The organism is Acinetobacter calcoaceticus DSM 30006 = CIP 81.8 (assembly GCF_000368965.1).
Taxonomy (GTDB): domain Bacteria; phylum Pseudomonadota; class Gammaproteobacteria; order Pseudomonadales; family Moraxellaceae; genus Acinetobacter; species Acinetobacter calcoaceticus.
This window is the reverse complement of sequence record NZ_KB849780.1, coordinates 131,511-157,320: the sequence shown is the minus strand read 5'-3', so window position 1 is coordinate 157,320 and position 25,810 is coordinate 131,511. Positions and strand designations below refer to the sequence as shown.

Genomic DNA, 25,810 nt, shown 5'->3' with positions numbered 1-25,810 from the left:
TTTACTATTTCTATTTTTTTCATATTAAATTCGTTTTTTATTATTTTTTTAGAATAAAGACTAGCGCTATTCTGCGTTCATGTTTTGAACATTTCATATTTTTTGAGGACTTATCTCATGCGTTTTTCTCAGTTAAAAGTCGGGGTTATCGCTGCACTTCTTTCAGTTTCATCATTTGCAGCTCAAGAATTTTTAAACGTCTCTTACGACCCTACTCGTGAGTTATATACAGATTTCAATAAACAATTTGGTGCTTACTGGAAAAAACGCACTGGGCAAGATATTGAGTTTAAACAATCACACGGCGGTTCTGGTAAACAGGCACGTGCTGTTATCGATGGCTTAAATGCAGATGTAGTGACATTAGCGCTCGCAGCAGATATCGATGAAATTGCTGAAAAAGCAAAATTACTTCCAATTGACTGGCAGAAAAAGTTACCGCAGAACTCTACCCCATACACCTCAACAATTGTGTTTTTAGTACGTAAGGGTAACCCTAAACAAATTAAAGACTGGAGTGATTTAATCAAACCAGGCGTAGAAATTATTACACCAAACCCGAAAACATCTGGTGGCGCTCGTTGGAATTATCTTGCAGCTTGGGCTTGGGCAAAACATCAACCAGGTGGTAATGATGCAAAAGCACAAGAGTATGTTCGTCAAATTTATAAACATACTAAAGTTTTAGATTCGGGTGCTCGTGGTGCAACCACTACTTTTGCTGAACGTGGCATTGGTGATGTGTTACTAGCTTGGGAAAATGAAGCACATTTAGCTCTTCGCGAACAGCCGGGCAAATTTGAAATTATTACCCCTTCTCTTTCGATCCTAGCTGAGCCTCCAGTTGCAATTATTGAAAAGAATGCGACTAAAAAAGGCAACCTCACTATTGCAAAAGGTTACTTGAACTACTTGTATTCACCAGCTGGCCAAGAAATTGCAGCACGTAACTTCTACCGTCCACGTAATGCAGCCGTTCTTAAGAAATACAGCAATGTATTTAAGCCATTGAAACTTGTAACCATCGACAAAGAATTTGGTGGTTGGACGAAGGTACAAAAACAACACTTCGACAATGGTGGTGTTTTCGATCAAATCGTAAAAATCAATAGTACAGAGAAGTAATTCTTTGTACTAAAGATAAGGAGAACAGACATGATTCACACTGTAATTGTTCCGGGTGTAGGTGGAAGTGAACATCAGCATTGGCAATCTTGGTTGCAGCGTCAACTCGTGTCTAGTTCTCGTGTTGAGCAAAAAAACTGGGATAGACCAGTATTAAGTGAATGGGTTGAACAATTCGTTAAAACAGTTCAAGCAGCGCAAGCTCCTGTACAAATTGTTGCGCATAGTTTCGGTTGCTTAACGAGTGTTGCTGCTTTAGCTGAATATCCAGAGTTAAAGAGCCAAGTTAAGAAACTTATTTTGGTTGCTCCAGCAAATCCAGCACGCTTTGGGGAAGCTGGTTTTGCCCGCCATAGCTTGACCGACTACAAAGCATATTTTCATCAGTTAAAAATTGATGTCCCAACATCTCTGCTCATTAGTGAAAATGATCCATGGCTCGGCTTTTTTGATGCTTTACAACTTGCTAAGTCGTGGAAATTAAATCCAGTTAATCTTGGTGAAGTCGGCCATATTAATGTTGCTTCAGGTTTTGGACCATTTCCAGATTTGCTGAATTATCTGATTCCAGAAGATTCGATGTGTAGTCACTCATCTATCGACCCGGTAAAAACTCATTTCTCTTTGAAATTTGCTTAATACCCATCTTTATATCGCACCGTTTATCTTTATTTATTCGCTTACTGGTTTCAGCAGGCTTTTCTCTTTGAGGAAATATCATGTCGCAGCGATCCCGAGTGCTGCCTGGGTTTGGTCTATCTTTGGGCTTCACCCTCGCCTACGTGTCTTTTATTGTGCTTATTCCATTAGCCGCAGTCTTTATCAAATCATTTGGAATTGGATGGGACGGATTATGGGAAATTTTAACGTCTGAACGTATTTTAAAATCGCTTCAACTCAGTTTTAGTTCAGCTTTAATAGCAGCATTTATTAATGTTGTGTTTGGCTTACTTCTGGCTTGGTGCCTTGTACGTTACAACTTCCCAGGGAAACGTCTGGTTGATGCATTAGTAGATCTACCTTTTGCTCTTCCAACTGCAGTTGCAGGTATTGCACTGACTTCGCTCTATGCACCTACTGGCTGGATTGGTCAATATCTCGAACCTCTAGGCATTCAGGTTGCATATAGCCCAATCGGTATTACGTTGGCATTGGTCTTCATTGGTATTCCATTCATTGTAAGAACAGTTCAACCCGTACTCAGTGATATCGAAACTGAGCTTGAAGAAGCAGCTTCGGCACTTGGCGCAAATCGCTGGCAGACGATTACTAAAATTATTTTACCGATATTACTACCAGCTTTGTTCACAGGTTTTGCTTTAGCATTTGCCCGCGGTGTGGGTGAATATGGTTCAGTTATTTTTATTGCGGGTAACCAGCCGTTTAAAACAGAAATTGCTCCACTCATGATCATTTCACGTCTTGAAGAATATGATTATGCAGGCGCAACAACGATTGCTGCGGTCATGTTAGTTCTCTCTTTCATCATTTTATTTGCCATTAATTTACTTCAAGCGTGGGCAAACCGTCGTACAGGGAGAAATGTAACATGAACCTACATACTGACAGCAATGCGCTTGCGCTTAGATTGCAATCACGAGATGCGACACGTGAACCAACTTGGGTACGTTACATACTCATTACCGTAGCTCTAATTTTTTTCTTAAGCTGCTTGATGTTGCCACTCATTCTGGTTTTTGTAGAAGCATTTAAACAGGGGCTTGAAGTCTATGTTCAAGCGTTGATTGATCCAGACACGCTATCGGCAGTGAAATTGACCTTATTAACCGCAGCAATTGCTGTTCCGATTAACGTGATATTTGGTGTTGGCGCTGCATGGGCTGTCTCTAAGTTCCAGTTTAGAGGTAAGGCAATTTTAACCACCATCATTGATATGCCCTTTTCGGTTTCACCTGTTATTGCCGGTTTAATGATTGTATTGATTTTTGGTGCCCAAGGCTGGTTAGGCAGCTGGTTAATGGAACATGACATCAAAGTTTTATATGCCGTACCCGCAATTGTTTTAGCAACCATCTTTATTACAGTTCCATTTGTCGCACGTGAGTTAATTCCACTCATGGAGGCTCAAGGAACTGAAGAAGAAGAAGCAGCGATTGTACTCGGTGCATCAGGATGGCAAACCTTTTGGAAAGTCACTCTACCAAACATTAAATGGGGTTTAATTTACGGCGTGATTCTATGTAATGCCCGTGCAATGGGTGAGTTCGGCGCAGTATCTGTAGTTTCTGGTCACATCCGTGGTGAAACTAATACCCTGCCACTTCATGTCGAAATTTTATATAACGAGTACACCTTTAGCGCAGCGTTTGCCGTGTCCTCATTACTTGCTTTCTTAGCCCTCTTAACACTGGTATTGAAAACGTGGTTAGAACTACATCAAGACAAACCAGAACCACATTCAACTGATTCGTAAGGAATGAAATCATGAGTATTCAAGTTAAAAATATTGAAAAACACTTTGGTGCATTCCATGCGCTTAAAAATATTTCCCTAGATTTTCCTGAAGGTGAACTGGTTGCCCTACTCGGCCCATCTGGTTGCGGTAAAACAACCCTACTTCGTATTATTGCGGGCCTAGAATCAGCTGATGGCGGTCAAGTGTTACTTGAAGGCGAAGATGCAACCAATGTACATGTGCGTGAGCGTCAGGTCGGCTTTGTATTTCAGCACTATGCTTTATTCCGTCACATGACGGTATTTGACAATATTGCCTTTGGTTTACGTGTTCGTCCACGTGCAACACGTCCTTCAGAAGCTGAAATTAAAAAACGCGTTACTCGTTTACTTGATCTAGTTCAACTTGGATTTTTGGCAGACCGCTACCCTGCTCAGCTTTCGGGCGGACAGCGTCAACGTATTGCTTTAGCCCGCACCTTGGCAGTTGAGCCACGAGTATTATTACTTGATGAACCATTTGGTGCGCTAGATGCCAAAGTCCGTAAGGAATTACGCCGCTGGTTACGCAACTTACATGATGAGTTGCATATTACTTCAATTTTCGTGACCCACGATCAGGAAGAAGCACTTGAAGTTGCAGACCAGATCATTGTAATGAATAAAGGTAATGTAGAGCAGATCGGTTCGCCTCGTGAAGTTTATGAAAAACCATCAACACCATTTGTATTTGATTTCTTGGGTCAGGCAAATCGTTTTGAAGGTGAAAACACAGGCGGTATTATCCGTATTGGCAATGACCGTATTCAATTACCAACGTTAGTTGAGGCGCCTCAAGGAAAAGTGATTGCTTTTGCGCGTCCAGATGAGTTACATATTCACTCGCAACCGCAGGCTAATACTATTGAAGCGACTTTTGTACGTGAAATCTGGATTGCTGGAAAAGTTGTGGCGGAATTACAAGACCGTAATGGACGTTTAATTGAGATTGCTCTAAGCAATGAAGCTGCAAAATTACATGCGTTTAAACCGAATCAAACCGTTTGGGTAAGTGCATCTCAACTGCACTTATTTGCAGATCAAGTTGCTTAAGAAATATATTTGGTAAGGAAAAGTGTGAATGAACTTTCAACAATTAAGAATTATCCGAGAAACTGTACGCCAAAACTTTAACTTAACCGAAGCATCAGCTGCGCTCTACACGTCTCAATCGGGTGTAAGTAAACATATTAAAGATTTAGAAGATGAACTAGGTGTACAACTTTTTATACGAAAAGGAAAACGTCTTTTAGGTTTAACCGAACCAGGACAATCTCTTCTTGGTATCGTTGAACGCATGTTAGTTGATGCTGAAAATATTAAACGTCTTGCGGAAGACTTTAATAAAGTTGATGAAGGGACATTAACGATCGCGACGACCCATACTCAAGCACGTTATGTACTGCCTCCGATCGTCAATCAATTTAAGAAGTTATTTCCTAAAGTTCATTTGATTTTACAACAAGCCAGCCCTGTTGAAATTTCAGAAATGCTCTTACAAGGTGAGGCTGATATTGGAATTGCAACTGAGTCTTTAACGACTGAAGAAAATCTAGCGAGTATTCCTTACTATCAATGGCAACACAGTATTATCACACCGCAAAATCATCCTTTAGTGAAGGCAGACAAGATTACGCTTGAACTTTTAGCGGATTATCCACTCATTACTTATCATGGTGGTTTTACAGGGCGATCTAAAATTGACAAAGCCTTTGAAGAAGCTCACCTCGATGCAGATATCGTGATGTCAGCTCTTGATGCGGATGTTATCAAGACTTATGTCGAATTGGGCATGGGAGTCGGAATTGTCAATGCCGTAGCTTATGACACAGAACGTGATCATCGTTTAAAACAAACTAAAACTGATATTTTTGGTGTCAATACGACATGGATTGCGGTTCGTAAAGGCCATCTACTACGCGGTTATGGTTATGAGTTTATTTCTCTATGCTCACCTGATGCCGATATTAAAGCGCTTAAGAAAATTGCTTATCCAGATGAATAAAAATTAAGAGCAAAATAAAAGAGCTTTTTAGCTCTTTTATTTTATTAGAAGCAAAAAAAAAACGAGCCGAAGCTCGTTTTTTTCTATTTATTACCAGAAGAAGTTCACACCAACTTTACCAACTGGTAACCATTCGTATTTATCGTCATTTGCGATTTTATTTTCTTCTGCACGTAAGTCTTTATCAAAGTCAGCACCGTTAACATTAACAAATGTACCATTTGATTTAAGATTTACACTTGGGTTACCTGTGTAATATGCACCAACCTCACCAAATACACCCCAGTTCTTATTGATTTTAGGAGCAAAACCAAAACCTAAATATGGAGCGATATCATTTTTATAACTTAATTTACCATCAACTGAACCATTAAAGTTATAATTATTACCATTTACTTTAATAGTACCGTCTTGTGAACGTTTGCTTAAATCATAATCATTATCAAGGTATGCTGCACCAGCTGCTACATATAAGCCTTGAGCCCAACGGTTAGTACTGGCACCCCAAGGACGAATTTCAGCATTTAAATAAACGTTGTTATTATCCATATCAACGTCATATTTAGTACCATTAATTGATAAGTCATCTCGCCAAGAAATGTCACCACCATTATAACCAAGTGCCAAACCTACATATGGGTTTGCTTGCCACAATAAAGCACCACCGTAACCAGTTGTACCTACCTCAGCACGCACTCCCACAGGAATTAATTGGTTTTGATCAAATGCGTAGCTGTCATGAACAACGGCTTCATCTGCCATCGCAGCACCAGCAGCGAATAAAGCTGTTGTTGTTACTAAAACACGTAATGCTTTCATAGTTTTCTCCTCAAAAAGGCTCTGTTTTTAATTTATTCATCTTGTGACTGAAATCATAATAAAGAGAGCTTAGAGTCTTTTTTATACAAAAAATGCTAGATTTCTGTTATTTTTTGATACAAATTGAGTTAAATTTTTATTTTCAAATCATTTTTGTGTAAAAAACACTTGATTATCTAATAAGCTTAATTTCATTTACCTCATTTATACCCTCGATTAAACGTAACACGTTTTTTCAAAGATTCTTGTCACAAATTAGTGTAAAATCTTTAAAATTTTTTATGGAAGGAAGATCATGTCTCAGCTTTCTACGATCATTGAGCAAGCATTTGAAGACCGCGCAAACCTTACTGCAGCAGATTGCCCAAGCGAAATTCGCCAAGCTGTTGAAGAAGCAATTGCTGGTTTAGATAACGGTACACTTCGAGTTGCTGAAAAAATCAATGGTGAATGGGTTGTTCACCAATGGTTAAAAAAAGCTGTTTTATTATCATTTAAACTAAATGACAATAAACCAATCGAGTCATGTGATCTTCGTTTCTACGACAAAGTTGAAACTAAATTCTCAGGTTGGACTGAAGAACAATTTAAAGCAGCAGGTGTTCGTGTTGTTCCTCCTGCTGTAGCACGTCGTGGTAGCTTCCAAGCTAAAAACGTAGTGTTAATGCCTTCTTATGTCAACATTGGTGCTTACGTAGATGAAGGCACAATGGTTGATACATGGGCAACTGTAGGTTCATGTGCTCAAATCGGTAAAAATGTTCACTTGTCTGGCGGTGTAGGTATCGGTGGTGTTTTAGAACCATTACAAGCTAACCCAACCATTATTGAAGACAACTGCTTTATCGGTGCACGTTCAGAAATCGTTGAAGGCGTTATTGTTGAAGAAGGCTCAGTAATTTCAATGGGCGTTTTCATTGGTCAATCGACTAAAATTTATGACCGCGCAACTGGCGAAATCCATTATGGTCGCGTTCCAGCAGGTTCAGTTGTTGTAGCAGGTAGCCTGCCGTCTGCTGATGGTAAATACAGCTTATATGCTGCAATTATTGTGAAAAAAGTTGATGCGCAAACACGTGCAAAAACAAGTTTGAACGATTTGTTACGCGCTGACTAATTTCAGTTTGATCAAACATCTCTACGGTCGACACTGATCGTAGAGATTTTATTTTTTATATAGTGTGGTATTTCTAGAATGGCTTCCTTACGTTCCTCTGCAATCCCTGTCTCAGACCCTGCGTCCGGTTTACGCATTACCGAGATTTTTTACTCGTTGCAGGGTGAAGCAAATGCCTCTGGCCTACCGACTGTATTTATTCGTCTAACGGGCTGTCCATTACGTTGTAGCTATTGTGATACCACTTATTCTTTTGAAGGTGGTGAACGTTTTTCACTTGAACATATCATTGAAACAGCTACACAATTTCAAACGCCTTATATTTGTGTAACTGGTGGTGAACCTCTTGCACAGCCAAATTGTTTGATTTTATTACAACGTCTATGTGAAGCTGGCTTTGATGTTTCTTTAGAAACCAGTGGCGCGCTCGATGTCTCAAAAGTAGATTCGCGTGTTTCTAAAGTTCTCGATTTAAAAACCCCAACTTCTGGTGAGGAACATCGTAACCTCATCAGCAATCTTGATCATTTGACTGCGCATGACCAAATTAAATTCGTCATTTGTAACCGCGAAGATTACGAATGGTCAAAGCAACAAGTTGAAATATATCAACTGCATAAAAAAGTCAGTACCGTTTGGTTCTCCCCTGCCTTTGCAGTTGAAAAAGGTGCTGTTGGCCTGCCACGTCTAGCACGTGATCTGGCACAGTGGATACTGGATGATAAATTACCCGTTCGTTTCCAACTTCAGTTACATAAACTGCTCTGGAATGACGAATCAGGTCGCTAATCACTCAATAAAATAAATCATTCCGAATATGGAGAAAAATATGCGCCCTCGTGCCATTGTTTTACTTTCAGGCGGCTTAGACTCAACCACTTGCCTAGCTTGGGCACAAGCACGCTATGAATGTATTGCTATTAGTTTTATGTATGGTCAACGCTCAACCACTGAACTCGATGCAGCAAAAGCATTAACTCAACGTGCAGATGTTGAACATCGTGTAATTAATATTGATTTGGCTAATTTAGGTGGGTCTGCACTTACAGACCATAACATTGCTGTACCAGAACAATTACAAGAAGGCATTCCTGTAACTTATGTACCAGCACGTAACACAATTTTCCTTTCATATGCCTTAGCAGCAGCAGAAGTATTCAATGCTGAAGCGATTGTTATTGGTATCAATGCCGTTGATTATTCAGGATATCCTGATTGTCGCCCTGAATTTATTGACGCTTTTGCCAATATGGCACGTTTAGCAACGAAAGCTGGCGTGGAAGGAAAACCACTTAAATTTGAAACACCCCTGTTACATTTATCCAAAGCGAATATTATACGTTTAGGGATTGAACATGGCGTAGACTATAGTCAAACGGTATCTTGCTACCAAGCAGATGCTCAAGGACGTGCGTGTGGCAAATGTGACAGTTGCCGTTTGCGTAAAGAAGGCTTTATCGAGGCCGGTGTTGCCGACCCAACACGCTATATACCGTAATAAGTAGGTAAAATTTATGAAGTTGTTAAAATCAAATCTTATTCTTTCATCTTTGTTTTCAACTGTTGCTCTTATGGCTGGTGCAGCACATGCTGCGGAAAACCCAGTTCAAGCAGCATATAAAAGTACTAACGTTAAAGGTGCATTAGTTAACGTTTGTAAAGATCAAACAGCTAAAGGCGGTAAACTAAGTTCATCAGAAGTTAGCAAATTCTGTAGCTGCCAAGTTGAAGCACAAGGTAAAGTCACTGAAGCACAAAAATGGGAAATCCAAAGTGCAATCAATGCGAAGAAAAGCCCAAGCTCTCTAGGATTTGTACAACAACAAAACCGTGATCTTAAAGCATGTTTTGGCCCTCAGTTAACAACTAAACTTGAAAAATTAACTGAAGATGCAATGAAAGCAGCTCAACAACAAGCTCCTAAAAAATAAGCTTTTGTTATTCCAAATTAAGCCTGCATTTATGCAGGCTTTTTTGTAGCTCTGTTAAAATAAAATCGATCTTGACCAATTCATTTGAAATAAGCCATGCAAGAACAATGGAAAACCAACGCAATTAATAGACAGTCTATTGTCTCATTCAGTGGGGGCAAAGACAGCTCACTTGCAATCTACCACGCAATGCAAACTGGTACGGTTAGTGGACTAATTGTCATGCTAGAAGAACAAGGCCAGCGCTCTCGTTCACATGCTATGCCACTTGATATTATTCAAGCACAAGCTAAAGCAATCGGCCTACCAGTATTCATGACCTCATCAAGTTGGAATGACTATGAAGCTAAATTTATTGAATTACTAACTCATGCAAAACAACAAGGTGCCGAGGTACTCGTTACAGGTGACCTTGATATGCCTGAACATGGCTGTTGGCATGATCGGATCACTCAACAAGTGGGACTCAAATTAGGCATGCCTCTTTGGCTACGTCCACATCGTGAGGTTGTTGAAGAGTTTATCAATCTTGGTTTCCGTAGTGTCATTGTGACAGTAAACTTAAAACTAGGCATGACAATTGAAGATTTAGGAAAAACTTTAACCTTAGAATATATTCAAGAACTTGAGAATCGCGGTATTGATCCATGTGGTGAAGGCGGTGAATTTCATACCACTGTGATTGACGGTCCAATTTTTAACAAACCAATTCCTGTAAGAAAGCTCGATATTGTTTATCATGAAGAATATGCTTTTTTACCACTTGAATTAGATCAAATTTAGCTTTTTGAAGGATGAGAAATGACTGAGAATACTCAATTACCAAATCAGGTTTTCCCTACTACCCACGGTGAAGTGAACTTGGCCGAGGTCGAAAATGAATGGTTGATCATTTATTTCTACCCAAAAGATTCAACGCCTGGGTGCACAACACAAGCAGTCGGTTTCTCTTGTTTAAAAGACCAATTTGAAGCTTTGGGTACACGTATTTTCGGTGTTTCACGCGACTCGGTAAAAGCCCATCAAAACTTTACTGAAAAACAAGCGCTTACAATTGACCTCATTAGCGACAAAGAAGAAGTACTTTGTAATCATTTTGATGTCATTAAAGAAAAAAATATGTATGGCAAAAAAGTTATGGGAATTGAACGCTCTACTTTCATTTTCCATAACAAAACCTTAGTTAAAAGCTACCGTAAAGTCAAAGCAGCAGGACATGCTGAACAAGTACTTGAAGACCTAAAAGCTCTTCAATCAGCTTAATAAACGTATGCAATAAAAAAGCGAGTATCAAACTCGCTTTTTTATTGCAAAGAATTGCTCAATAATTTGACTTTGGCGTATGATAAAAACATTAGAATAATTATTTTAAGGCGTTCGCATGAGTCTACTCAAAAATTACTCTTTACTGCCTTTGACTCTTTCTATCTGCGCATGTAGTGCAAATACATTACCCATGCCAACCGACACCACCCCATCAATTGCTCAAATTCAGAAAACTGCCATTGAAATAAACTGCCAAGATTTGCAAAACCCAGCTTATCAACAGGCCATACTTAATACAATTAACCAGATCCGCCAACAACCACGCCAGTGTGGTCAACAATTTTTCCCTGCTGCTAAACCGCTAAGTTGGAATAATAATTTATATAAAGGTGCACTTTCTCATAGTGAAGATATGGCAAGACACAACTTTCTCGGACATGTGAGTTCAACAGGACTAGATTTAAAGTCACGTTTGAAAATTTATAATACACTCGGTAAAGCCAACGGTGAAAATGTCGCTAGCGGCCAGAAAACTTTGAGTGAAGTTATGTCTAAATGGCTGCCGAGTCCCCTACATTGTAGTAATCTAATGAATCCCAAATTTACAACTTACGCAATCGCTTGTGCTTCTGATCAGTCTGTAAAGCAAAAGAGCTATTGGACTCAACAATTTGGTACACGTTAAAAGGAAAAAATGATGCAATCAGGTTCAATCACCCCAATTTTAAGAATTTTTGATGTTGATTTGGCCCAATCATTTTATCTTGAATTCTTAGGTTTCCAACTTGATTGGCAACATCAATTTGAAGATAACTTTCCGTTATATCTACAAATTTCCAAAGATGATTGCGTTATTCATTTATCTGAGCATTTTGGAGATGCAAGCCCACATAGTGCAATCCGCATTTATTGGGAACCTATTTATGAGCTGCATAGCGAATTGAGTCAAAAAGATTATAAGTTCGCCAAACCTCAAGTTGAAAAAACAGATTGGGAAACACTTGAACTCAGTATCACCGATCCGTTTTCCAACCGAATTATCTTTTGGGCAGATGCTTAAGCTATATGCTCTTATTCAAATTCATCTAGATTAGAGAGGTCATCCTCTTCAAAGCGTTGCTGCAGTTGCTGATAGATACGTGTTTTTTGAAATTCATCCAAAAACTGAATGGTTCCTACAGGAAAAAATTCAGTTTGGATTTCACCACGATAATATGCTTCACGCATCGGAGTAGCTGAAATAGAATCTTTTAAACTATCGAGTTCAACCATAATCCATTCAGGGAAAAGTTTTAAATAATAAGAAGACTCATCTTTAAAATGTCCAATCAAACCTACTTTTGAGTTCGGTTCAATCACACCATTCACTAAAGATTTGACTTGTTTCACCCATTTTTCATCATTATAAACATCAACCACATGCACAAATTTAATACGTTTTTGCTCATCTAATGAAAAATTAGATAAAACCATTTGCTCTCGTTCAATCGCAAGAAATGGATTTTTAATATTACGTTCCATTTGCGCCGAGCCTAATGCCAAAACCACATAGTGGCTTTGCTGTAAGGCAATTTCAATTGTCTGCATATGAGCCAAATGAAATGGTTGAAAGCGACCTATAAAAACGAGATAGTCAAATTTATACATAATTAGATTTTCACTTTTTATGAACTCATCAGTAACGCTCATTACAAAAAATATGCGCCATAATGAGAACCTAAAAATTAACAACGTGGTTTAAAGCAAGGATAGTACGATGACACTTAGCTGTATTCAACAACCTCATCAACATTTAAACGCAAATTTAGAAGGTGGCGTACTCACCTTAGCCATAAATCGCCCAGATGCAAAAAATGCATTGTACGGCGAACTTTATTTATGGATTGCCAAAGCACTGAATGAAGCCGATCTCAATAAAGAAGTTAGAGTAGTCGTTCTACGCAGTGTAGAACAAGATTTTACAGCTGGCAATGACATGAAAGATTTTATGGGTTTTGTACAAAATCCTAACATCGGCCCAGCAGGAGAAGTCCCACCATTCGTTTTACTTAAAGCCGCTGCCAAATTATCAAAACCACTTATTATTGCAGTAAAAGGAGTCGCTATTGGTATTGGCGTTACGATTTTATTGCATGCAGATCTGGTTTTTGCTGACAATACAGCCCTTTTCCAAATTCCATTTGTAAGCCTCGGTCTTTCTCCAGAAGGTGGCGCAAGTCAATTACTGGTTCAACAAGCTGGCTATCATAAAGCAGCTGAGCTGCTATTTACTGCGAAAAAGTTTAATGCAGAAACTGCGGTGCAAGCAGGTTTAGTTAATGAAGTAGTTGAAGATGCTTATGTTTCAGCTCAACAAACTGCTCAACAATTAACAGCCTTGCCTCTTGCATCATTGAAACAAACCAAAGCACTCATGAAGCATAATTTAGAACAGATTATCGAATGTGTTGATCATGAAGCTGAAATCTTTATGCAACGTGTACGCTCACCTGAAATGCTAGAGGCTGTTCAAGCATTTATGCAAAAACGTAAACCAGATTTCTCTCAGTTTAATTAAAATTAATTTCTATGATTTGAATAAACTCAAAGGCAGGCTCTTCATAAGGATGGCTTGCCTTTAATGCTTTCGCTACAGCCCTTGCGTTCTCTTCAATCACAATTGTTTCAACACGCCACTCATCAACTTGTTCAAGTTCATCTAGCTGCCCAATATAGGGAGCAGCCCCTTTAACTGGCTTAAACTGCCCTATTCCTTTTACTTGCCATGCGCAGTGTTCATAATTACCGATACCACCTGCACCAGCAGAGAAAATGGCTTGTTTAGTTAATTCAAGATGTGACTCAGGCACGTAATAAATCAGCTTTAACATAACAAAAATGACTCAAGATTTTATGAGTTGGGCTGAAATCATACCCTTTTAAAAGTCCAACAAGCAAAATCAGTTCATCATTACTAAATAATTTGCTCCAATAAAGAGTATTTGAATAGCAAGCGCCAAGCCAAATAAACGCCAGCCCTTATCTTTGGTATACATTGTTCTTATGTGATACTTATTTTTCATCATTTTGATCTCCGATTTTTATCGTTGTTACAGAGAAAGCAAAAATTGAACCAACCTCGAACCAAGCATACTGGGATAAATAGCTCTATGTCTATAGTCTCGTAAGTTGTCTAAAACGCTTAAAAGAACAGCACTCATCCATATGCAAATCTTAGTCTAAAGAAAAGTTTAAAATTCAGTAATCTATCTTCATCTTTATAATTTTAAGCATCCGATTTCTTTAAATATCTATTCTCATATATTGTCATAGCAAAAGCTAAACCACACAAAATTACAAAACCACAGGTCATTGGAATCAATGTACCGTTATATAACTGCCCAATGATAGAAGCAAGAATAAGTGACAATACAGAGGAAGCTGCACCAATAATAGCCGATGCCATTCCAGCAACATGCCCCATCGGTTCCATCGCAATCGCATTTAAATTACCAAAGAGGGTTCCAAACAGTAAAAACAAAATACAGGCATAAAGCATAAACATCCAAAATGATACCGTTACACCCGCAAGTTGAATCAACAAGAAAATCAAAGAAATTAAGCACAGTCCAAGAAAGCCATAAATACAGATTGGACGCATGCCAAACTTCATGACAATTTTAGAGTTTGTAAATGATGCGATTCCCATCACACCCGCAAGCACAGCAAAGTAAGCACTAAACTCTTGCCCTGTTTTACCAAATTGCTGCATAAAAATTTGCTGTGACGTTCCTAAATAACCAATAAATCCACCAAAGCAGAATCCAGCACACAATAGATAGCTCATGGTAGTTTTATTACTCACAACTTCTTTAAAGCCTTCCTTAAATGCTTTTATACGCATAGGTAAACGTTTTTCGGGAAGTAAAGTCTCTTCTAGTCGTAAAGCGACCCATGCTCCCACAACTGTGGCATAGACCATATATAAAACAAAGATTTCACGCCAACCAAAGAAATGAATAATGAGTTGCCCCAAACTCGGTGCAATTGCTGGAGCAACCATAAATACCATCATAATTAAAGACATGATGCGAGCCATTTGAGCTCCGCTGTATTTATCTCTAACGATTGAAATAGAAGCAACGTAAGGCCCTGAAACACCAATACCTTGAATAAAGCGCCCGACTAAGAACCATTCAAAACTTTGTGTGGAAAAACACAATAAACTTCCCAGAAAATAAATAATAATTCCTGTGAATAAAATCCGTTTACGCCCGATCGCATCAGATAACGGTCCCGCAATGAGCTGCCCGATTGTCATTCCAGAAAAGATACCAATGATGACCCATTGCGACTGGTTATTATTTTTTAATTCAAAAATACGTCCAATCTCACCTAAAGCAGGTAAAACTGCATCAATAGAAAAAGAAACAATCGACATGAGTAATGCCATGAGCAACGCAAACTCACGAAAATGGATTTTTGATTTCATTTTTCTTCTCCACTATTTTTAATATTCTAGTACACATAAATAAGCCACCTTACGGTGGCTTATTTCAATCTTTACATTAACCAATAAACTTACGCGCATTTCGGAACATACGCAACCATGCACCGTCTTCAGTCCACTCTTCTGGTTTCCAAGAATGCTGAAGCGCACGGAAAGTACGTTCTGGATGTGGCATCATAATGGTTGCACGACCGTCTTTAGAAGTCACACCAGTAATCGCTTCAGGTGAGCCATTCGGGTTCAATGGATAGTGCTGAGTTGGGTTACCAAGGCTGTCAACATAACGTAATGCCACTTGGTTATCTACATTTAAGCTTGCAAGATCAGTTTCACTTACAACTGCACGACCTTCACCATGTGCAACAGCAATCGGTAAGATTGAACCTTCCATACCATCAAGCAATACAGAAACAGATTTTTCAACACGAACGTTTACGCTACGAGCTTCAAAAACTTCTGACATATTGCGGTGGAAACGTGGCCAGTGTTCAGCACCTGGAATAAGTGGCGCTAATTGTGACAACATTTGGCAACCATTACAGATACCTAAGCTGAACGTTTCATCACGATGGAAGAATTGTTCAAACTGATCACGTAATTTCGCGTTGAACAGAACTGATTTTGCCCAACCACCACCAGCGCCCATTACGTCGCCGTAAGAGAAACCACCACAAGTCACCAAACCTTCAAAATCACTTAGGCTCACACGACCAGCAAGTAAATCACTCATGTGCACATCAACAGTATTGAAACCAACCTTATCAAAGGCTGCCGCCATTTCAATATGACCATTTACACCTTGTTCACGCAAGATTGCCATATTTGGGCGACGTGTATTAATGAACGGCGCTTCAACAGGTTCATTCAAGTCGAATGTTGGTTTAGCAATCAAACCTTGGTGCGCATTATCAGTAATTAATGAAAATTCCTGATCAGCAGTTTCTACGTTATCACGTAGACGTTGGATCTGATGAGATACCTCAGACCAAGCTTGTTGTAATTCAGCACGATCTAAAGTTAAGCCATTTACAGATAATTGATCTGAGTTATTTACACGACCAACTACAGCAATTGCATCTTTCAAGCTAGAAGCAGCAATTTCTGCTTGCAAAGCTTCCCAATCAGTTGCTTTGATTTGAAGTACTGCACCAATTTCTTCTGCAAACAAACTTGCTTGAGTTTGGTCTTCTAATGCAACACCTAAACGCGCAGCAAACATCATTTCAGCTACAGAGGCTAATAAACCACCATCACCGATGTCATGGTAAGCCTGAATCAAGCCACGGTTGTTCCAGTCTTGGATTAAAGCAAAGAACGCTTTGAAATCATCAAAACTATCAACGTCTGGAGTGATTGAACCGATTGCTTTATATACTTGAGCAAGAATCGAACCACCTAAACGGAACTGACCTTTAGATAAATCAATACGTACAAGTACTGAATCTTCTAAATTTTTAAGTTCAGGTGTTAAGGTCTTACGAACGTCAGTCACTGGAGCAAACGCAGTGATTACACCTGTCATTGGAGAAGTTACAGCTTTATCTTCACCATCGTCATTCCAAGTTGTGCGCATTGAAAGTGAGTCTTTACCTACTGGAATCGCAATTCCCAAAGCAGGACACATTTCCATACCAATCGCTTTCACGCCTTCAAACAATGCTTGGTCTTCGCCTTTTTGACCAGCAGCAGCCATCCAGTTTGCAGAAAGTTTGATATCGCTAATTTGTTCAATGTTCGCACATGCAATATTGGTAATTGCTTCAGCAACTGCCAAACGAGCAGATGCCGCTGGATTTAACAATGCAACTGGTGGACGTTCGCCCATTGCCATTGCTTCACCAGTGAAACCTTGCAAACTTGTTGTTGTTACTGCTGCATCTGCAACAGGAACCTGCCAACGACCAACCATTTGATCACGTGCAACCATACCTGTAATTGAACGGTCACCAATGGTAATCAAGAATGATTTAGACGCAACTGTAGGGTTTTTCAATACGCGGAAAATCGCATCTTTCAAATCAACTTTTGAAGCGTCGAAATCATCACCACTACGTTCAATAGTTTCATAAGAACGTTGCATACGTGGTGTACCACCAAGCATTACTTGCATTGGGATATCAACGGCATCGTTTTGGAACAATGGATCTTCAACTGTTAAGTGACGTGCTTCAGTTGCTTCACCTAACACAGCAAATGGACAACGTTCACGAGCACAGATTGCTTCGAACTGATCCAAAGATTCTGGACGAATTGCGAGAACATAACGTTCTTGTGCTTCATTTGACCAGATTTCCATTGGGCTCATGCCCGGCTCTAATGAAGGAATCTTACGAAGATTAAGTACAGCACCTAACTCATGATCATTCACAAGTTCAGGCATAGCATTTGATAGACCACCAGCACCAACGTCGTGTACAGAAACGATTGGGTTGAAGTCTTCTAAACGCCAGCAAGTATCAATCACTTCTTGACAACGACGTTCCATTTCTGGGTTTTCACGTTGTACAGATGCGAAATCAAGGCTTTCACCCATTGTACCGCTATCTACAGAAGATGCAGCACCACCACCAAGACCGATCAACATTGCAGGGCCACCCAAGACAATGAGTAAATCACCTGGTTGAATCGCATCTTTTTCTACATGGTCTGGACGGATATTACCGTAACCACCAGCGATCATGATTGGCTTATGGAAGCCTTTCACTTCACCATTTACATTCTGTTCAAAAGTACGGAAATAACCATTTAATGCAGGACGGCCGAATTCATTGTTAAATGCCGCGCCACCTAATGGACCTTCAATCATGATTTGTAATGGCGATGCCATACGTGAAGGTTTACCGTAGTTTTCTTCCCAAGGTTGTTCAAAACCAGGAATGTTTAAGTTCGAAACTGTAAAACCTGTTAAACCAGCTTTTGGTTTACCACCACGACCTGTTGCACCCTCATCACGGATTTCACCGCCTGAACCAGTTGCAGCACCAGCAAATGGAGAAATTGCTGTTGGGTGGTTATGAGTTTCAACCTTCATTAAGATATGAGCAGCTTGGCTCTTATATTTATAAACAAAGTGACCATTTTCATCCGCTTTCGGATAAAAACGCATCGTGTCATAACCCACAATCACTGAAGCATTATCTTTATAAGCAGATAACACATCAGTTGGAGATTCTTTATAAGTGTTTTTAATCATCTGGAACAATGATAATGGTTGTTTTTCACCATCAATTGTCCATTCAGATCCAAAGATTTTATGACGACAGTGCTCAGAGTTTGCCTGTGCAAACATCATCAACTCGATGTCATTTGGATTACGACCAAGCTTACCGAATGCTTCAGTTAGGTAATCAATTTCTTGTTCAGATAACGCAAAACCGAACTCATTATTCGCCTTAACCAAAGCTTCTTTGCCTTGACCTAAGATATCAATTGAATTTAATGGTTTTGGTGCCGTTTCTGAAAATAATGCTTTTGCATCATCAATTTGAGCAAAAACTGTTTCTGTCATACGGTCATGAAGTACTTGTTTAACTTCATTAGAAAGTTCAGAAACACCTTTTAACGTAAATAAAAGGCCACGTTCTAAACGATGCACTGGCGTATTACAGTTTTTGAAAATATCAGTTGCTTTAGAAGACCAAGGTGAAATAGTACCCACACGTGGTGTAACTAAAATCTGAATCTCATCACTTGCAGATTGACGAAGTTCAAAAGACTCACCGTCATTCAATAATTGCAAAGCAGATTGATGTTGCTGCTCGTTGAGCGCTTGATCAAACAAATAGACCCATTGGCTGTCAAAAGATTGAACAGAACTAATTGACGATAAACGTGTTAATAGTTGAGCTTTCTTAAAAGAAGAATGTGCTGCTGCACCGGCCACGATAAACATGTTGATTTTGGCTCCACGGGCAGGTCTTGTGAACCTTACCGCAATGTGACTTTAGAGAGAGCGCATATTCTACTGCTTCTTGCTAAAATCAGCTAGATGTAGAATCAGTATTCTGTAACCTAATTCTGCAAGAAGTGATTAGTTTTTTGTTCAAAATCATTTTTTTAGGCATTCTAGCTAAAAATAAATTGTTTCATGTTTGTTCAATAACATAATAAAACCTGAACTAAGACAAACTATGTCGCACCAAGCTAGTGCTTTTAACTTTTTTTTGGCATGATCAGGTTTTACAGTTTTGAATAATGATAAATGGAACAAATGCGTTGGTTAGAGCTGCTTTCTGCAGTTCGTTTAGGTAGTAAAAAAAGCAGTACAGAACTGGCTCGTAGCCCATTCCATAAAGATTATGACCGTATTATATTTTCTCAAAGTTTTCGTCAGCTAAACCGTAAGACGCAAGTTCACCCACTCGCACAGCATGATGGCATTCATACCCGTTTAACTCACTCACTTGAAGTTTCCTGTATTGGCCGCTCAATGGGCATGCTCGCAGCAGAAAAAATAAAAAATGAATTACCTGTCTGGATTTCTCCTGCCGATGTCGGTGCAATTATTCAAGCAGCCTGTCTGGCTCACGATATTGGTAACCCACCTTTTGGGCATGCAGGTGAATATGCAATTCGTGAGTGGTTCGATGATGCCTCACATGATGATTTTTTGAAGAAACTAAGCCCCGAAGAAGAAGCCGATGTTCGCCAGTTTGAAGGTAATGCCCAAGGATTACGTTTATTAAGTCGGATTGATTATCATCCAAATGATGGCGGGATGCGCTTAACCTATGCGACTTTAGGGGCTTATTTAAAGTACCCATGGCTTTCAAAAACCATTGCATCTCAAGGTGATCGCCCTTCCCATCAACGAGCAAAGTTTGGTTGTTATCAGTCTGAAAAAGAAATTTTAAAACAGATTGCTGAACAGCTCGGACTTATTCAGTTAGGTGAATATCATTATTGCCGTCACCCACTGACTTACTTGTTAGAAGCTGCTGACGACATTTGCTATGCCTTAATTGACTTAGAAGATGGCATTATCTTAAATATGCTGAGTTACCAAGAAGTTGAACCAATTTTCTTAAACCTTATTGCCGATTATGGTCAGCCTGAAGAATTGTCACACCCAGACAGTACGTGGCAACAAAAGATTTCAGCATTACGTGGTCGTGTTATGAAACGGCTTGTGGATGAAGTCACCACAGCTTTTGCTAAACATCATTATGAAATTATTACCGGTCAGCTTAAAGGCAACCTTTTACAATATTGCTCACCCGATATTGCAATTGGTATCGAAACAGCCAAAAATTTGGCACGTGACAAAATTTTTGAACATCCACAAAAGTCTGGTTTAGAAATTATTGCACATCAAAGTTTGCAAACAATTTTGGATGCATTTGTGCCTCTGACAACGCCACATAAATCTTTGAGCTTTAAAGAACAACGTTTAATGTCTATCCTTAATCTGTATGGTGCTAACTTTAGCAATAATCACTACAGTAATATTATGCAAGTACTCGATATTATCAGTAAGTTCTCAGATCATCAGGCTTATAGCTTGGCTCAAGAGTTACAAGGTAATAAAATTGGCTTGTTTTAAGCTGGCTTGATATAGAAAGAAATAAAACCTGTGTCGTTTTCAATGAATGTTAGAACGACCAGATTTACAGTTATGAATAAGTGAAATTACTCTATGATCGGATGTTTAATTGGCGAAGTGTTTGCCCTGGAAGCCCCTACTGTCTTACTGAATGTAAATGGTGTGGGTTATGAAATTGATACGCCACTTTCAACATTTTGCCAATTACAAAAAGGCCAAAAAGTTACGTTATGGACGCATTTGGTTGTCCGTGAAGATGCTCAACAGCTTTACGGTTTCAGTGATGCTCAAGAAAAAATAATTTTCCGCACCTTATTAAAAGTAAATGGTGTCGGCCCGAAAATGGCTTTAGGGATTCTATCGACGTTAAGTGTTGAACTACTGGTTCATACAATTGAGCATGACGACATCAACACGTTGGTCAAAGTCCCGGGCGTTGGCAAAAAAACAGCCGAGCGTTTAATGATCGAGCTTCGTGACCGTTTCAAAACATTGGCTCAAGGAACTTCTTCTGCGACTACCCTACCTCAAATTCAGTTTGCTGCAAACTCACCTGTGGCAGAAGCAGAAGCAGCTTTGCAATCTTTAGGTTACAAGCCACTTGAGGCACAAAAAGCTGTTGCTGCTGTTAAAGCCGATTACACCGAATCAGCCGATATTATTCGCGCTGCTCTAAAATCAATGATGAAGTAAAACACTTATGCAAGACCGTTTAATCAGTGGAGCAGAAAAACCAGAAGATCATTTTGATCGGGCGATTCGACCAACTTCACTTGCCGACTATATTGGGCAACCTGTAGTACGCGAACAAATGGAAATTTTCATTGGCGCTGCTCGCGGTCGTGGTGAAGCACTCGATCACACGCTGATTTTTGGTCCACCCGGCTTGGGTAAAACCACACTTGCCAACATTATTGCGCGTGAAATGGGCGGTAATCTTAAATCTACTTCGGGACCAGTTTTGGAGCGTGCGGGCGACTTAGCTGCAATGCTTACCAACCTTGAAGAAGGCGATGTCTTGTTCATTGACGAAATTCACCGTCTTTCTCCAGTTATTGAAGAAATTCTCTACCCAGCGATGGAAGATTACCAACTGGATATCATGATTGGTGAAGGTCCTGCTGCTCGCTCAATCAAACTGGATTTACCACCTTTTACACTCGTCGCTGCGACTACACGTGCAGGCTTACTTACGTCACCACTACGTGACCGTTTCGGTATTGTACAACGTCTTGAGTTTTACTCTGTGGAAGACTTGACTCATATTGTGTCGCGCTCTGCAAACTTAATGAATGTGCCAATTACAGTTGAGGGTTCAGAAGAAGTTGCACGCCGTGCACGTGGAACACCTCGTATTGCCAATCGTCTATTACGTCGTGTGCGTGACTATGCACAAGTAAAAGGTACAGGTGAAGTGACCCATGACATGGCACAACGTGCGCTTGATATGCTCAATGTTGATAAGGCAGGCTTAGACACCCTAGACCGACGTTATTTGAGCATGCTACTAGAGCGTTTTGATGGTGGTCCTGCTGGAGTTGAGGCACTAGCAGCAGCAATGGCCGAAGATAGCGGTACCCTTGAAGACGTTCTTGAACCTTATTTAATTCAACAAGGTTATGTCATGCGTACTGCTCGAGGTCGTATTGCTACCAATCAATCTTATTTACAGTTTGGATTGACTCCACCTGAGCCTAAAAACTAGTGATTTGGAGAGCATGTCTCTCCTTACTTTGGTTCCTAAATTATTATTTTTAATTTTATATCATTATAAATAATAGCTAAAGAAATCAAATATTGTCTTCTTTCTATATTTACTTTCTTCTTTTTTTGCAGCGTTATAAAACGTAAAAATGCTTTGACCGCAATTGAAAGGTTGTGCCATAGGACTTAGTATGCAATCTGCTAAACTGCCCCGTATTTAAAGCATATACGTGGCTTCGAATAAAATTGATGTTTTATTCAGCAGTCATATTTTAAATGCAAAGCTCTATAGTGAACTAAAACGGAATCCTCTCATGGCGAATCATTTTGAATTCAACATTCGTGTTTATATTGAAGATACGGACGCAGGTGGTATTGTTTACCATGCCAACCACATTCGCTATATGGAACGTACCCGTACTGAATGGCTCCGTGCTTCTGGGGTTGATCATTACTGGCATCAAAAAGACTACAACTTTGTCGTACATAAAATTGATGTAAAATACATGCGTCCTATTTTAATGGATGATTTAATTACTGTTACAGCACGTGTAGTTTCATGTAAAGCTGCGTCATTTGTGTTGCAACAAAATATTTATCGTGGTGAAATCTTGCTTGCTTCTGGCGAGGTTGAGTTGGCATGTTTAAGCAAAGAACTGATAGCTCGTCGTCTTCCAGAAGAAATACGTGATCTTATTCGTAAAGAATTGAAACAAGACTAAAAAAACAACCGGCATATGTAACTATGGCAACAAACATTGAATCAACCCTGCATATTTCTGACCTTATTTTACAGGCAAGTCCAGTCGTTCAGTTGGTCATGCTAATTTTATTATTAGCATCAATCTTTAGTTGGTATCTGATTGCCAAGTTACATATGAGTTATAAAAAAGCACATCAAGAAGATGAACATTTCCAGAAAATGTTCTGGTCAGGTGCTGAACTCAATACGCTTTACAACAATGCTCAACTCAACTCAAAACGCTCAGGTCTTGAAGATATTTTTTATCAAGGGTTGAGTGAATTTTTTAAACTTAAAAAACGTCAGGCTCCTGTTTCACAAACAATTGAAGGGACTGAACGTATTTTACGTGTAGGTTTGAGTCGTGATCAGAGCCACCTAGAATATGGATTAGGTAGTTTAGCAAGTATCGGTTCTGTAGCTCCTTATATCGGTCTATTCGGAACTGTTTGGGGCATTATGAATGCCTTTATCGGTTTAGCCGCTGTTGATCAAGTTACTCTGGCAACTGTTGCACCGGGTATTGCCGAAGCACTTATTGCAACCGCAATTGGTTTATTCGCTGCAATTCCTGCTGTATTGGCTTTTAACCATTTCACGTCTAAAAGCGAAAGTGTTTACTCTGATCGTGCTTTATTTGCTGAAGAGATGATTGCTTTATTGCAACGTCAGTCTGTGGGTTCATCACAGGAAGATGCATAATGGCAATTCAGCGTTCAGGGCGCTTTGAGCGCATAAAAAAACCACTAAAAAGTGATATGAACGTCGTACCTTATATTGACGTTATGCTCGTACTTTTGGTTATTTTCATGGTGACTGCTCCCATGATTACCAGTGGTATTAAAGTCGATTTACCTCAAGCAAATAACCATCCAATCGAATCAAAAGATATGCCAGCCATGGTAACGATTGGTAAAGATGGCAATATTTATCTTCAGTATGAAGATTACAAAGATAGTGAGCCATTATCTCGTGAAAAACTTGAAGAAGTTTTAAGCGATGCTCAAAAACAAGCTGAACAAGAAAATAAACAACTCACAGTTTTAGTCAATGGTGATAAGTCTCGTCCTTATGGAGAGGTCGTATCACTGATGGCAAGTTTACAAGAAGCAGGTTTAACTCAAGTTGGCCTTCTGACAGAGCCTTTAAAATAAGCTATGAATAAAAATCAAAAGCCACACTTTAAACAAAATGCGATTGCATTGAGCTTTACAATTGGAGTTCATGCAATTGCCATTGTTGGCTTGCTTTTTTTAGGCTTGAGTAAACCACCTGAACAGCCAAAAAAGCTAACAACTATTTTAGTTAAGCCAGAAGATTTACCCCCGCCTTTAGCGAAAGAAATTGAACAAGAGACAACTGCTACAAATGAAGCAAAAGAGGTTTTAAGCCCTATTGTAGATGAAACTCTTCCTCAAAATCTTCCAGCAGTGCCCCCTCCTCCGACTGCACAGCAGCTCGCTGCTGAAAAGCAAAAAGCTGAACAGGCACAGCAAGCAAAATTAGCTGAACAAAAACGCAAGGCTGAGGAAGCAGCGAAAGCTAAACAAGCAACAGAGCAGCAACGTGTAGAGGAAGCACAAAAGCAGCAGGCTGAAGCTAAAGCAAGAGCGGAAGTTGAACAAAAACGCAAAGCCGAACAAAGTGCGAAAGCTGAAGCAGATACTAAGGCTAGACAAAAAGTTGCTGAAGAGGCTAAGCGTAAAGCTGAAACCGATGCAAAGCTGAAACGTGAGGCTCAAAAGTCTGAAAACGCTAAACTTTTAGCCCAGCAAGAAGCTAAACGTAAAGCTGAAGCTGAGGCAAAAGCCAAGCAGCAAAAAGCTAATGACGACGCTAAACGTAAAGCTGAAAATGATGCTAAAGCTAAACAGCAAAAGGCTAATGACGATGCTAAACGTAAAGCTGAGACTAATGCAAAAGCTAAGCAGCAAAAATTAAATGAAGATGCTAAGCGTAAAGCTGACGCCGATGCAAAAGCTAAGCATGAACAAAGTGAAGCCCGTAAAGCAAATGAAGATGCTAAACGTAAAGCTGACGCCGATGCAAAAGCTAAACAGCAAAAAGCCAATGACGACGCTAAACGTAAAGCTGACGCCGATGCAAAAGCTAAACAGCAAAAAGCCAATGACGACGCTAAACGCAAAGCTGACGCCGATGCAAAAGCTAAGCAGCAAAAAGCTGCTGACGATGCTAAACGTAAAGCTGAAGCAGAGGCTGAAGCAAAAGCTACATCTGCTCAAAAAGCACAAGAAGAGGCAGCTCAAAAGAAAGCTGAGGCTAAAAAAGTTGCTTCTTCAGCTAGACGTGATTTTGAGCAAAAAATTCGACGCTCTTGGGATGTTCCGACGGGCAGTAGTGGTAAAACAGTTGGTGTTCGTTTTACCCTCTCAGATTCGGGAAGTGTCAATTCAATTGTAATCACGCGTTCAAGCGGAGATGATGCTTTAGATGCAAGTATTAAGGCCGCAATTCAAGCCTCTGCGCCATATCCTATGCCATCAGACCCAGATGCAAGGCGCGAAGCAAGAAGTGTTACCTCTACATTTAGAGCGCAATAATTTTGAAAGAGTTACATGCTTTAAATAGTTTAAGGCATGTAACTATGCTACAAAA

28 protein-coding genes are annotated in these 25,810 nt (G+C 39.7%); 22 read left to right on the top strand and 6 right to left on the bottom strand.

Translation table 11 applies throughout. The features are described 5' to 3' along the window. Positions 1 to 117 precede the first annotated feature (117 nt). The 6 genes from F936_RS05685 to F936_RS05660 all read left to right on the top strand — a co-directional run bounded on the left by F936_RS05685 (position 118) and on the right by F936_RS05660 (position 5,584). Positions 118 to 1,125, top strand: a complete 1,008-nt coding sequence (locus tag F936_RS05685; protein WP_005045841.1) for a sulfate ABC transporter substrate-binding protein — start codon at positions 118 to 120, stop codon at positions 1,123 to 1,125. Between the two features lie 30 nt (positions 1,126 to 1,155). Beyond that, on the top strand, positions 1,156 to 1,764 hold the full coding sequence (locus tag F936_RS05680) for an alpha/beta hydrolase (RefSeq protein ID WP_003650284.1): 609 nt from the start codon (positions 1,156 to 1,158) through the stop codon (positions 1,762 to 1,764). A gap of 80 nt (positions 1,765 to 1,844) precedes the next feature. After that, a complete protein-coding gene (gene cysT / locus F936_RS05675) occupies positions 1,845 to 2,678 on the top strand; it encodes a sulfate ABC transporter permease subunit CysT (protein WP_003650283.1) in 834 nt (277 codons plus the stop codon). After that, positions 2,675 to 3,559, top strand: coding sequence for a sulfate ABC transporter permease subunit CysW (gene cysW / locus F936_RS05670; RefSeq protein ID WP_005045839.1), 885 nt, complete (start codon positions 2,675 to 2,677; stop codon positions 3,557 to 3,559). The genes cysT and cysW overlap by 4 nt, the downstream gene beginning before the upstream one ends. Positions 3,560 to 3,570: 11 nt before the next feature. Further along, a complete protein-coding gene (locus F936_RS05665; RefSeq protein ID WP_005045836.1) occupies positions 3,571 to 4,632 on the top strand; it encodes a sulfate/molybdate ABC transporter ATP-binding protein in 1,062 nt (353 codons plus the stop codon). 28 nt (positions 4,633 to 4,660) lie between these two features. Then, entirely contained in the window at positions 4,661 to 5,584 is a 924-nt protein-coding gene (locus F936_RS05660; protein WP_003650277.1) for a CysB family HTH-type transcriptional regulator, read from the top strand. Between the two features lie 90 nt (positions 5,585 to 5,674). On the opposite strand, the gene carO is transcribed toward F936_RS05660, so the two are convergent. Next, positions 5,675 to 6,403, bottom strand: a complete 729-nt coding sequence (gene carO / locus F936_RS05655) for an ornithine uptake porin CarO type 4 (protein WP_005045833.1) — start codon at positions 6,401 to 6,403, stop codon at positions 5,675 to 5,677. A 295-nt stretch (positions 6,404 to 6,698) separates the two neighbouring features. On the opposite strand from carO, the gene dapD reads away from it, so the two are divergent. The 8 genes from dapD (at position 6,699) to F936_RS05615 (ending at position 11,777) form a co-directional block, all read left to right on the top strand. Then, entirely contained in the window at positions 6,699 to 7,520 is an 822-nt protein-coding gene (gene dapD, locus F936_RS05650) for a 2,3,4,5-tetrahydropyridine-2,6-dicarboxylate N-succinyltransferase (RefSeq protein WP_004643678.1), read from the top strand. A 78-nt stretch (positions 7,521 to 7,598) separates the two neighbouring features. Next, the gene (queE, locus tag F936_RS05645) at positions 7,599 to 8,309 is read left to right on the top strand and encodes a 7-carboxy-7-deazaguanine synthase QueE (protein WP_005045829.1); all 711 of its coding nucleotides are present in this window, start codon (positions 7,599 to 7,601) and stop codon (positions 8,307 to 8,309) included. Positions 8,310 to 8,349: 40 nt separating this feature from the next. Then, positions 8,350 to 9,018: a 7-cyano-7-deazaguanine synthase QueC gene (queC, locus tag F936_RS05640; RefSeq protein ID WP_005045827.1), complete on the top strand. Its 669-nt coding sequence runs from the start codon at positions 8,350 to 8,352 to the stop codon at positions 9,016 to 9,018. Positions 9,019 to 9,034: 16 nt separating this feature from the next. Further along, a complete protein-coding gene (locus tag F936_RS05635; RefSeq protein WP_003650267.1) occupies positions 9,035 to 9,451 on the top strand; it encodes a hypothetical protein in 417 nt (138 codons plus the stop codon). Between the two features lie 96 nt (positions 9,452 to 9,547). Next, entirely contained in the window at positions 9,548 to 10,234 is a 687-nt protein-coding gene (locus F936_RS05630) for a Dph6-related ATP pyrophosphatase (protein ID WP_005045825.1), read from the top strand. A gap of 18 nt (positions 10,235 to 10,252) precedes the next feature. Beyond that, a complete protein-coding gene (locus tag F936_RS05625; RefSeq protein WP_005045824.1) occupies positions 10,253 to 10,714 on the top strand; it encodes a peroxiredoxin in 462 nt (153 codons plus the stop codon). 118 nt (positions 10,715 to 10,832) lie between these two features. Next, positions 10,833 to 11,402 carry a CAP domain-containing protein gene (locus F936_RS05620; protein ID WP_005045822.1) on the top strand — a complete coding sequence of 190 codons (570 nt, stop codon included), beginning with the start codon at positions 10,833 to 10,835 and terminating at the stop codon, positions 11,400 to 11,402. Between the two features lie 12 nt (positions 11,403 to 11,414). Beyond that, complete coding sequence (locus F936_RS05615; protein ID WP_004643686.1) at positions 11,415 to 11,777, top strand: glyoxalase superfamily protein; 363 nt, start codon at positions 11,415 to 11,417, stop codon at positions 11,775 to 11,777. Positions 11,778 to 11,788: 11 nt separating this feature from the next. On the opposite strand, the gene F936_RS05610 is transcribed toward F936_RS05615, so the two are convergent. Beyond that, positions 11,789 to 12,364 (bottom strand): nicotinate-nicotinamide nucleotide adenylyltransferase, encoded by a 576-nt coding sequence (locus tag F936_RS05610; protein ID WP_080595404.1) that lies wholly within the window; start codon positions 12,362 to 12,364, stop codon positions 11,789 to 11,791. A 109-nt stretch (positions 12,365 to 12,473) separates the two neighbouring features. On the opposite strand from F936_RS05610, the gene F936_RS05605 reads away from it, so the two are divergent. Continuing rightward, complete coding sequence (locus F936_RS05605; RefSeq protein WP_005045817.1) at positions 12,474 to 13,274, top strand: enoyl-CoA hydratase-related protein; 801 nt, start codon at positions 12,474 to 12,476, stop codon at positions 13,272 to 13,274. On the opposite strand, the gene F936_RS05600 is transcribed toward F936_RS05605, so the two are convergent. From F936_RS05600 to purL, 4 genes are all read right to left on the bottom strand, one after another. Then, the gene (locus F936_RS05600) at positions 13,267 to 13,587 is read right to left on the bottom strand and encodes a YqfO family protein (RefSeq protein WP_004643688.1); all 321 of its coding nucleotides are present in this window, start codon (positions 13,585 to 13,587) and stop codon (positions 13,267 to 13,269) included. The two genes, F936_RS05605 and F936_RS05600, sit on opposite strands and share 8 nt — an antisense overlap. Positions 13,588 to 13,656: 69 nt before the next feature. After that, a complete protein-coding gene (locus F936_RS19625) occupies positions 13,657 to 13,782 on the bottom strand; it encodes a KGW motif small protein (RefSeq protein WP_004643689.1) in 126 nt (41 codons plus the stop codon). Positions 13,783 to 13,982: 200 nt separating this feature from the next. Continuing rightward, positions 13,983 to 15,188 carry a multidrug effflux MFS transporter gene (locus F936_RS05595; protein ID WP_005045815.1) on the bottom strand — a complete coding sequence of 402 codons (1,206 nt, stop codon included), beginning with the start codon at positions 15,186 to 15,188 and terminating at the stop codon, positions 13,983 to 13,985. 76 nt (positions 15,189 to 15,264) lie between these two features. Further along, complete coding sequence (purL, locus tag F936_RS05590) at positions 15,265 to 19,098, bottom strand: phosphoribosylformylglycinamidine synthase (protein WP_005045813.1); 3,834 nt, start codon at positions 19,096 to 19,098, stop codon at positions 15,265 to 15,267. A 309-nt stretch (positions 19,099 to 19,407) separates the two neighbouring features. Between purL and F936_RS05585 the strand changes: the two genes are divergently transcribed. The 7 genes from F936_RS05585 to tolA all read left to right on the top strand — a co-directional run bounded on the left by F936_RS05585 (position 19,408) and on the right by tolA (position 25,755). Further along, a complete protein-coding gene (locus tag F936_RS05585) occupies positions 19,408 to 20,748 on the top strand; it encodes a deoxyguanosinetriphosphate triphosphohydrolase (RefSeq protein ID WP_003650236.1) in 1,341 nt (446 codons plus the stop codon). A gap of 93 nt (positions 20,749 to 20,841) precedes the next feature. Then, positions 20,842 to 21,441 (top strand): Holliday junction branch migration protein RuvA, encoded by a 600-nt coding sequence (ruvA, locus tag F936_RS05580; protein WP_005038862.1) that lies wholly within the window; start codon positions 20,842 to 20,844, stop codon positions 21,439 to 21,441. Between the two features lie 7 nt (positions 21,442 to 21,448). After that, positions 21,449 to 22,453, top strand: coding sequence for a Holliday junction branch migration DNA helicase RuvB (gene ruvB, locus F936_RS05575; RefSeq protein WP_003650234.1), 1,005 nt, complete (start codon positions 21,449 to 21,451; stop codon positions 22,451 to 22,453). A gap of 313 nt (positions 22,454 to 22,766) precedes the next feature. Continuing rightward, positions 22,767 to 23,174 (top strand): tol-pal system-associated acyl-CoA thioesterase, encoded by a 408-nt coding sequence (ybgC, locus tag F936_RS05570; protein ID WP_005045811.1) that lies wholly within the window; start codon positions 22,767 to 22,769, stop codon positions 23,172 to 23,174. A 23-nt stretch (positions 23,175 to 23,197) separates the two neighbouring features. Beyond that, positions 23,198 to 23,896, top strand: a complete 699-nt coding sequence (gene tolQ, locus F936_RS05565; protein ID WP_003650232.1) for a protein TolQ — start codon at positions 23,198 to 23,200, stop codon at positions 23,894 to 23,896. Continuing rightward, positions 23,896 to 24,348, top strand: a complete 453-nt coding sequence (tolR, locus tag F936_RS05560) for a protein TolR (protein ID WP_003650231.1) — start codon at positions 23,896 to 23,898, stop codon at positions 24,346 to 24,348. Before tolQ ends, tolR begins: the two co-directional genes overlap by 1 nt. A 3-nt stretch (positions 24,349 to 24,351) precedes the next feature. Then, complete coding sequence (gene tolA / locus F936_RS05555; protein WP_005045809.1) at positions 24,352 to 25,755, top strand: cell envelope integrity protein TolA; 1,404 nt, start codon at positions 24,352 to 24,354, stop codon at positions 25,753 to 25,755. The last annotated feature ends 55 nt before the right edge of the window (positions 25,756 to 25,810 follow it).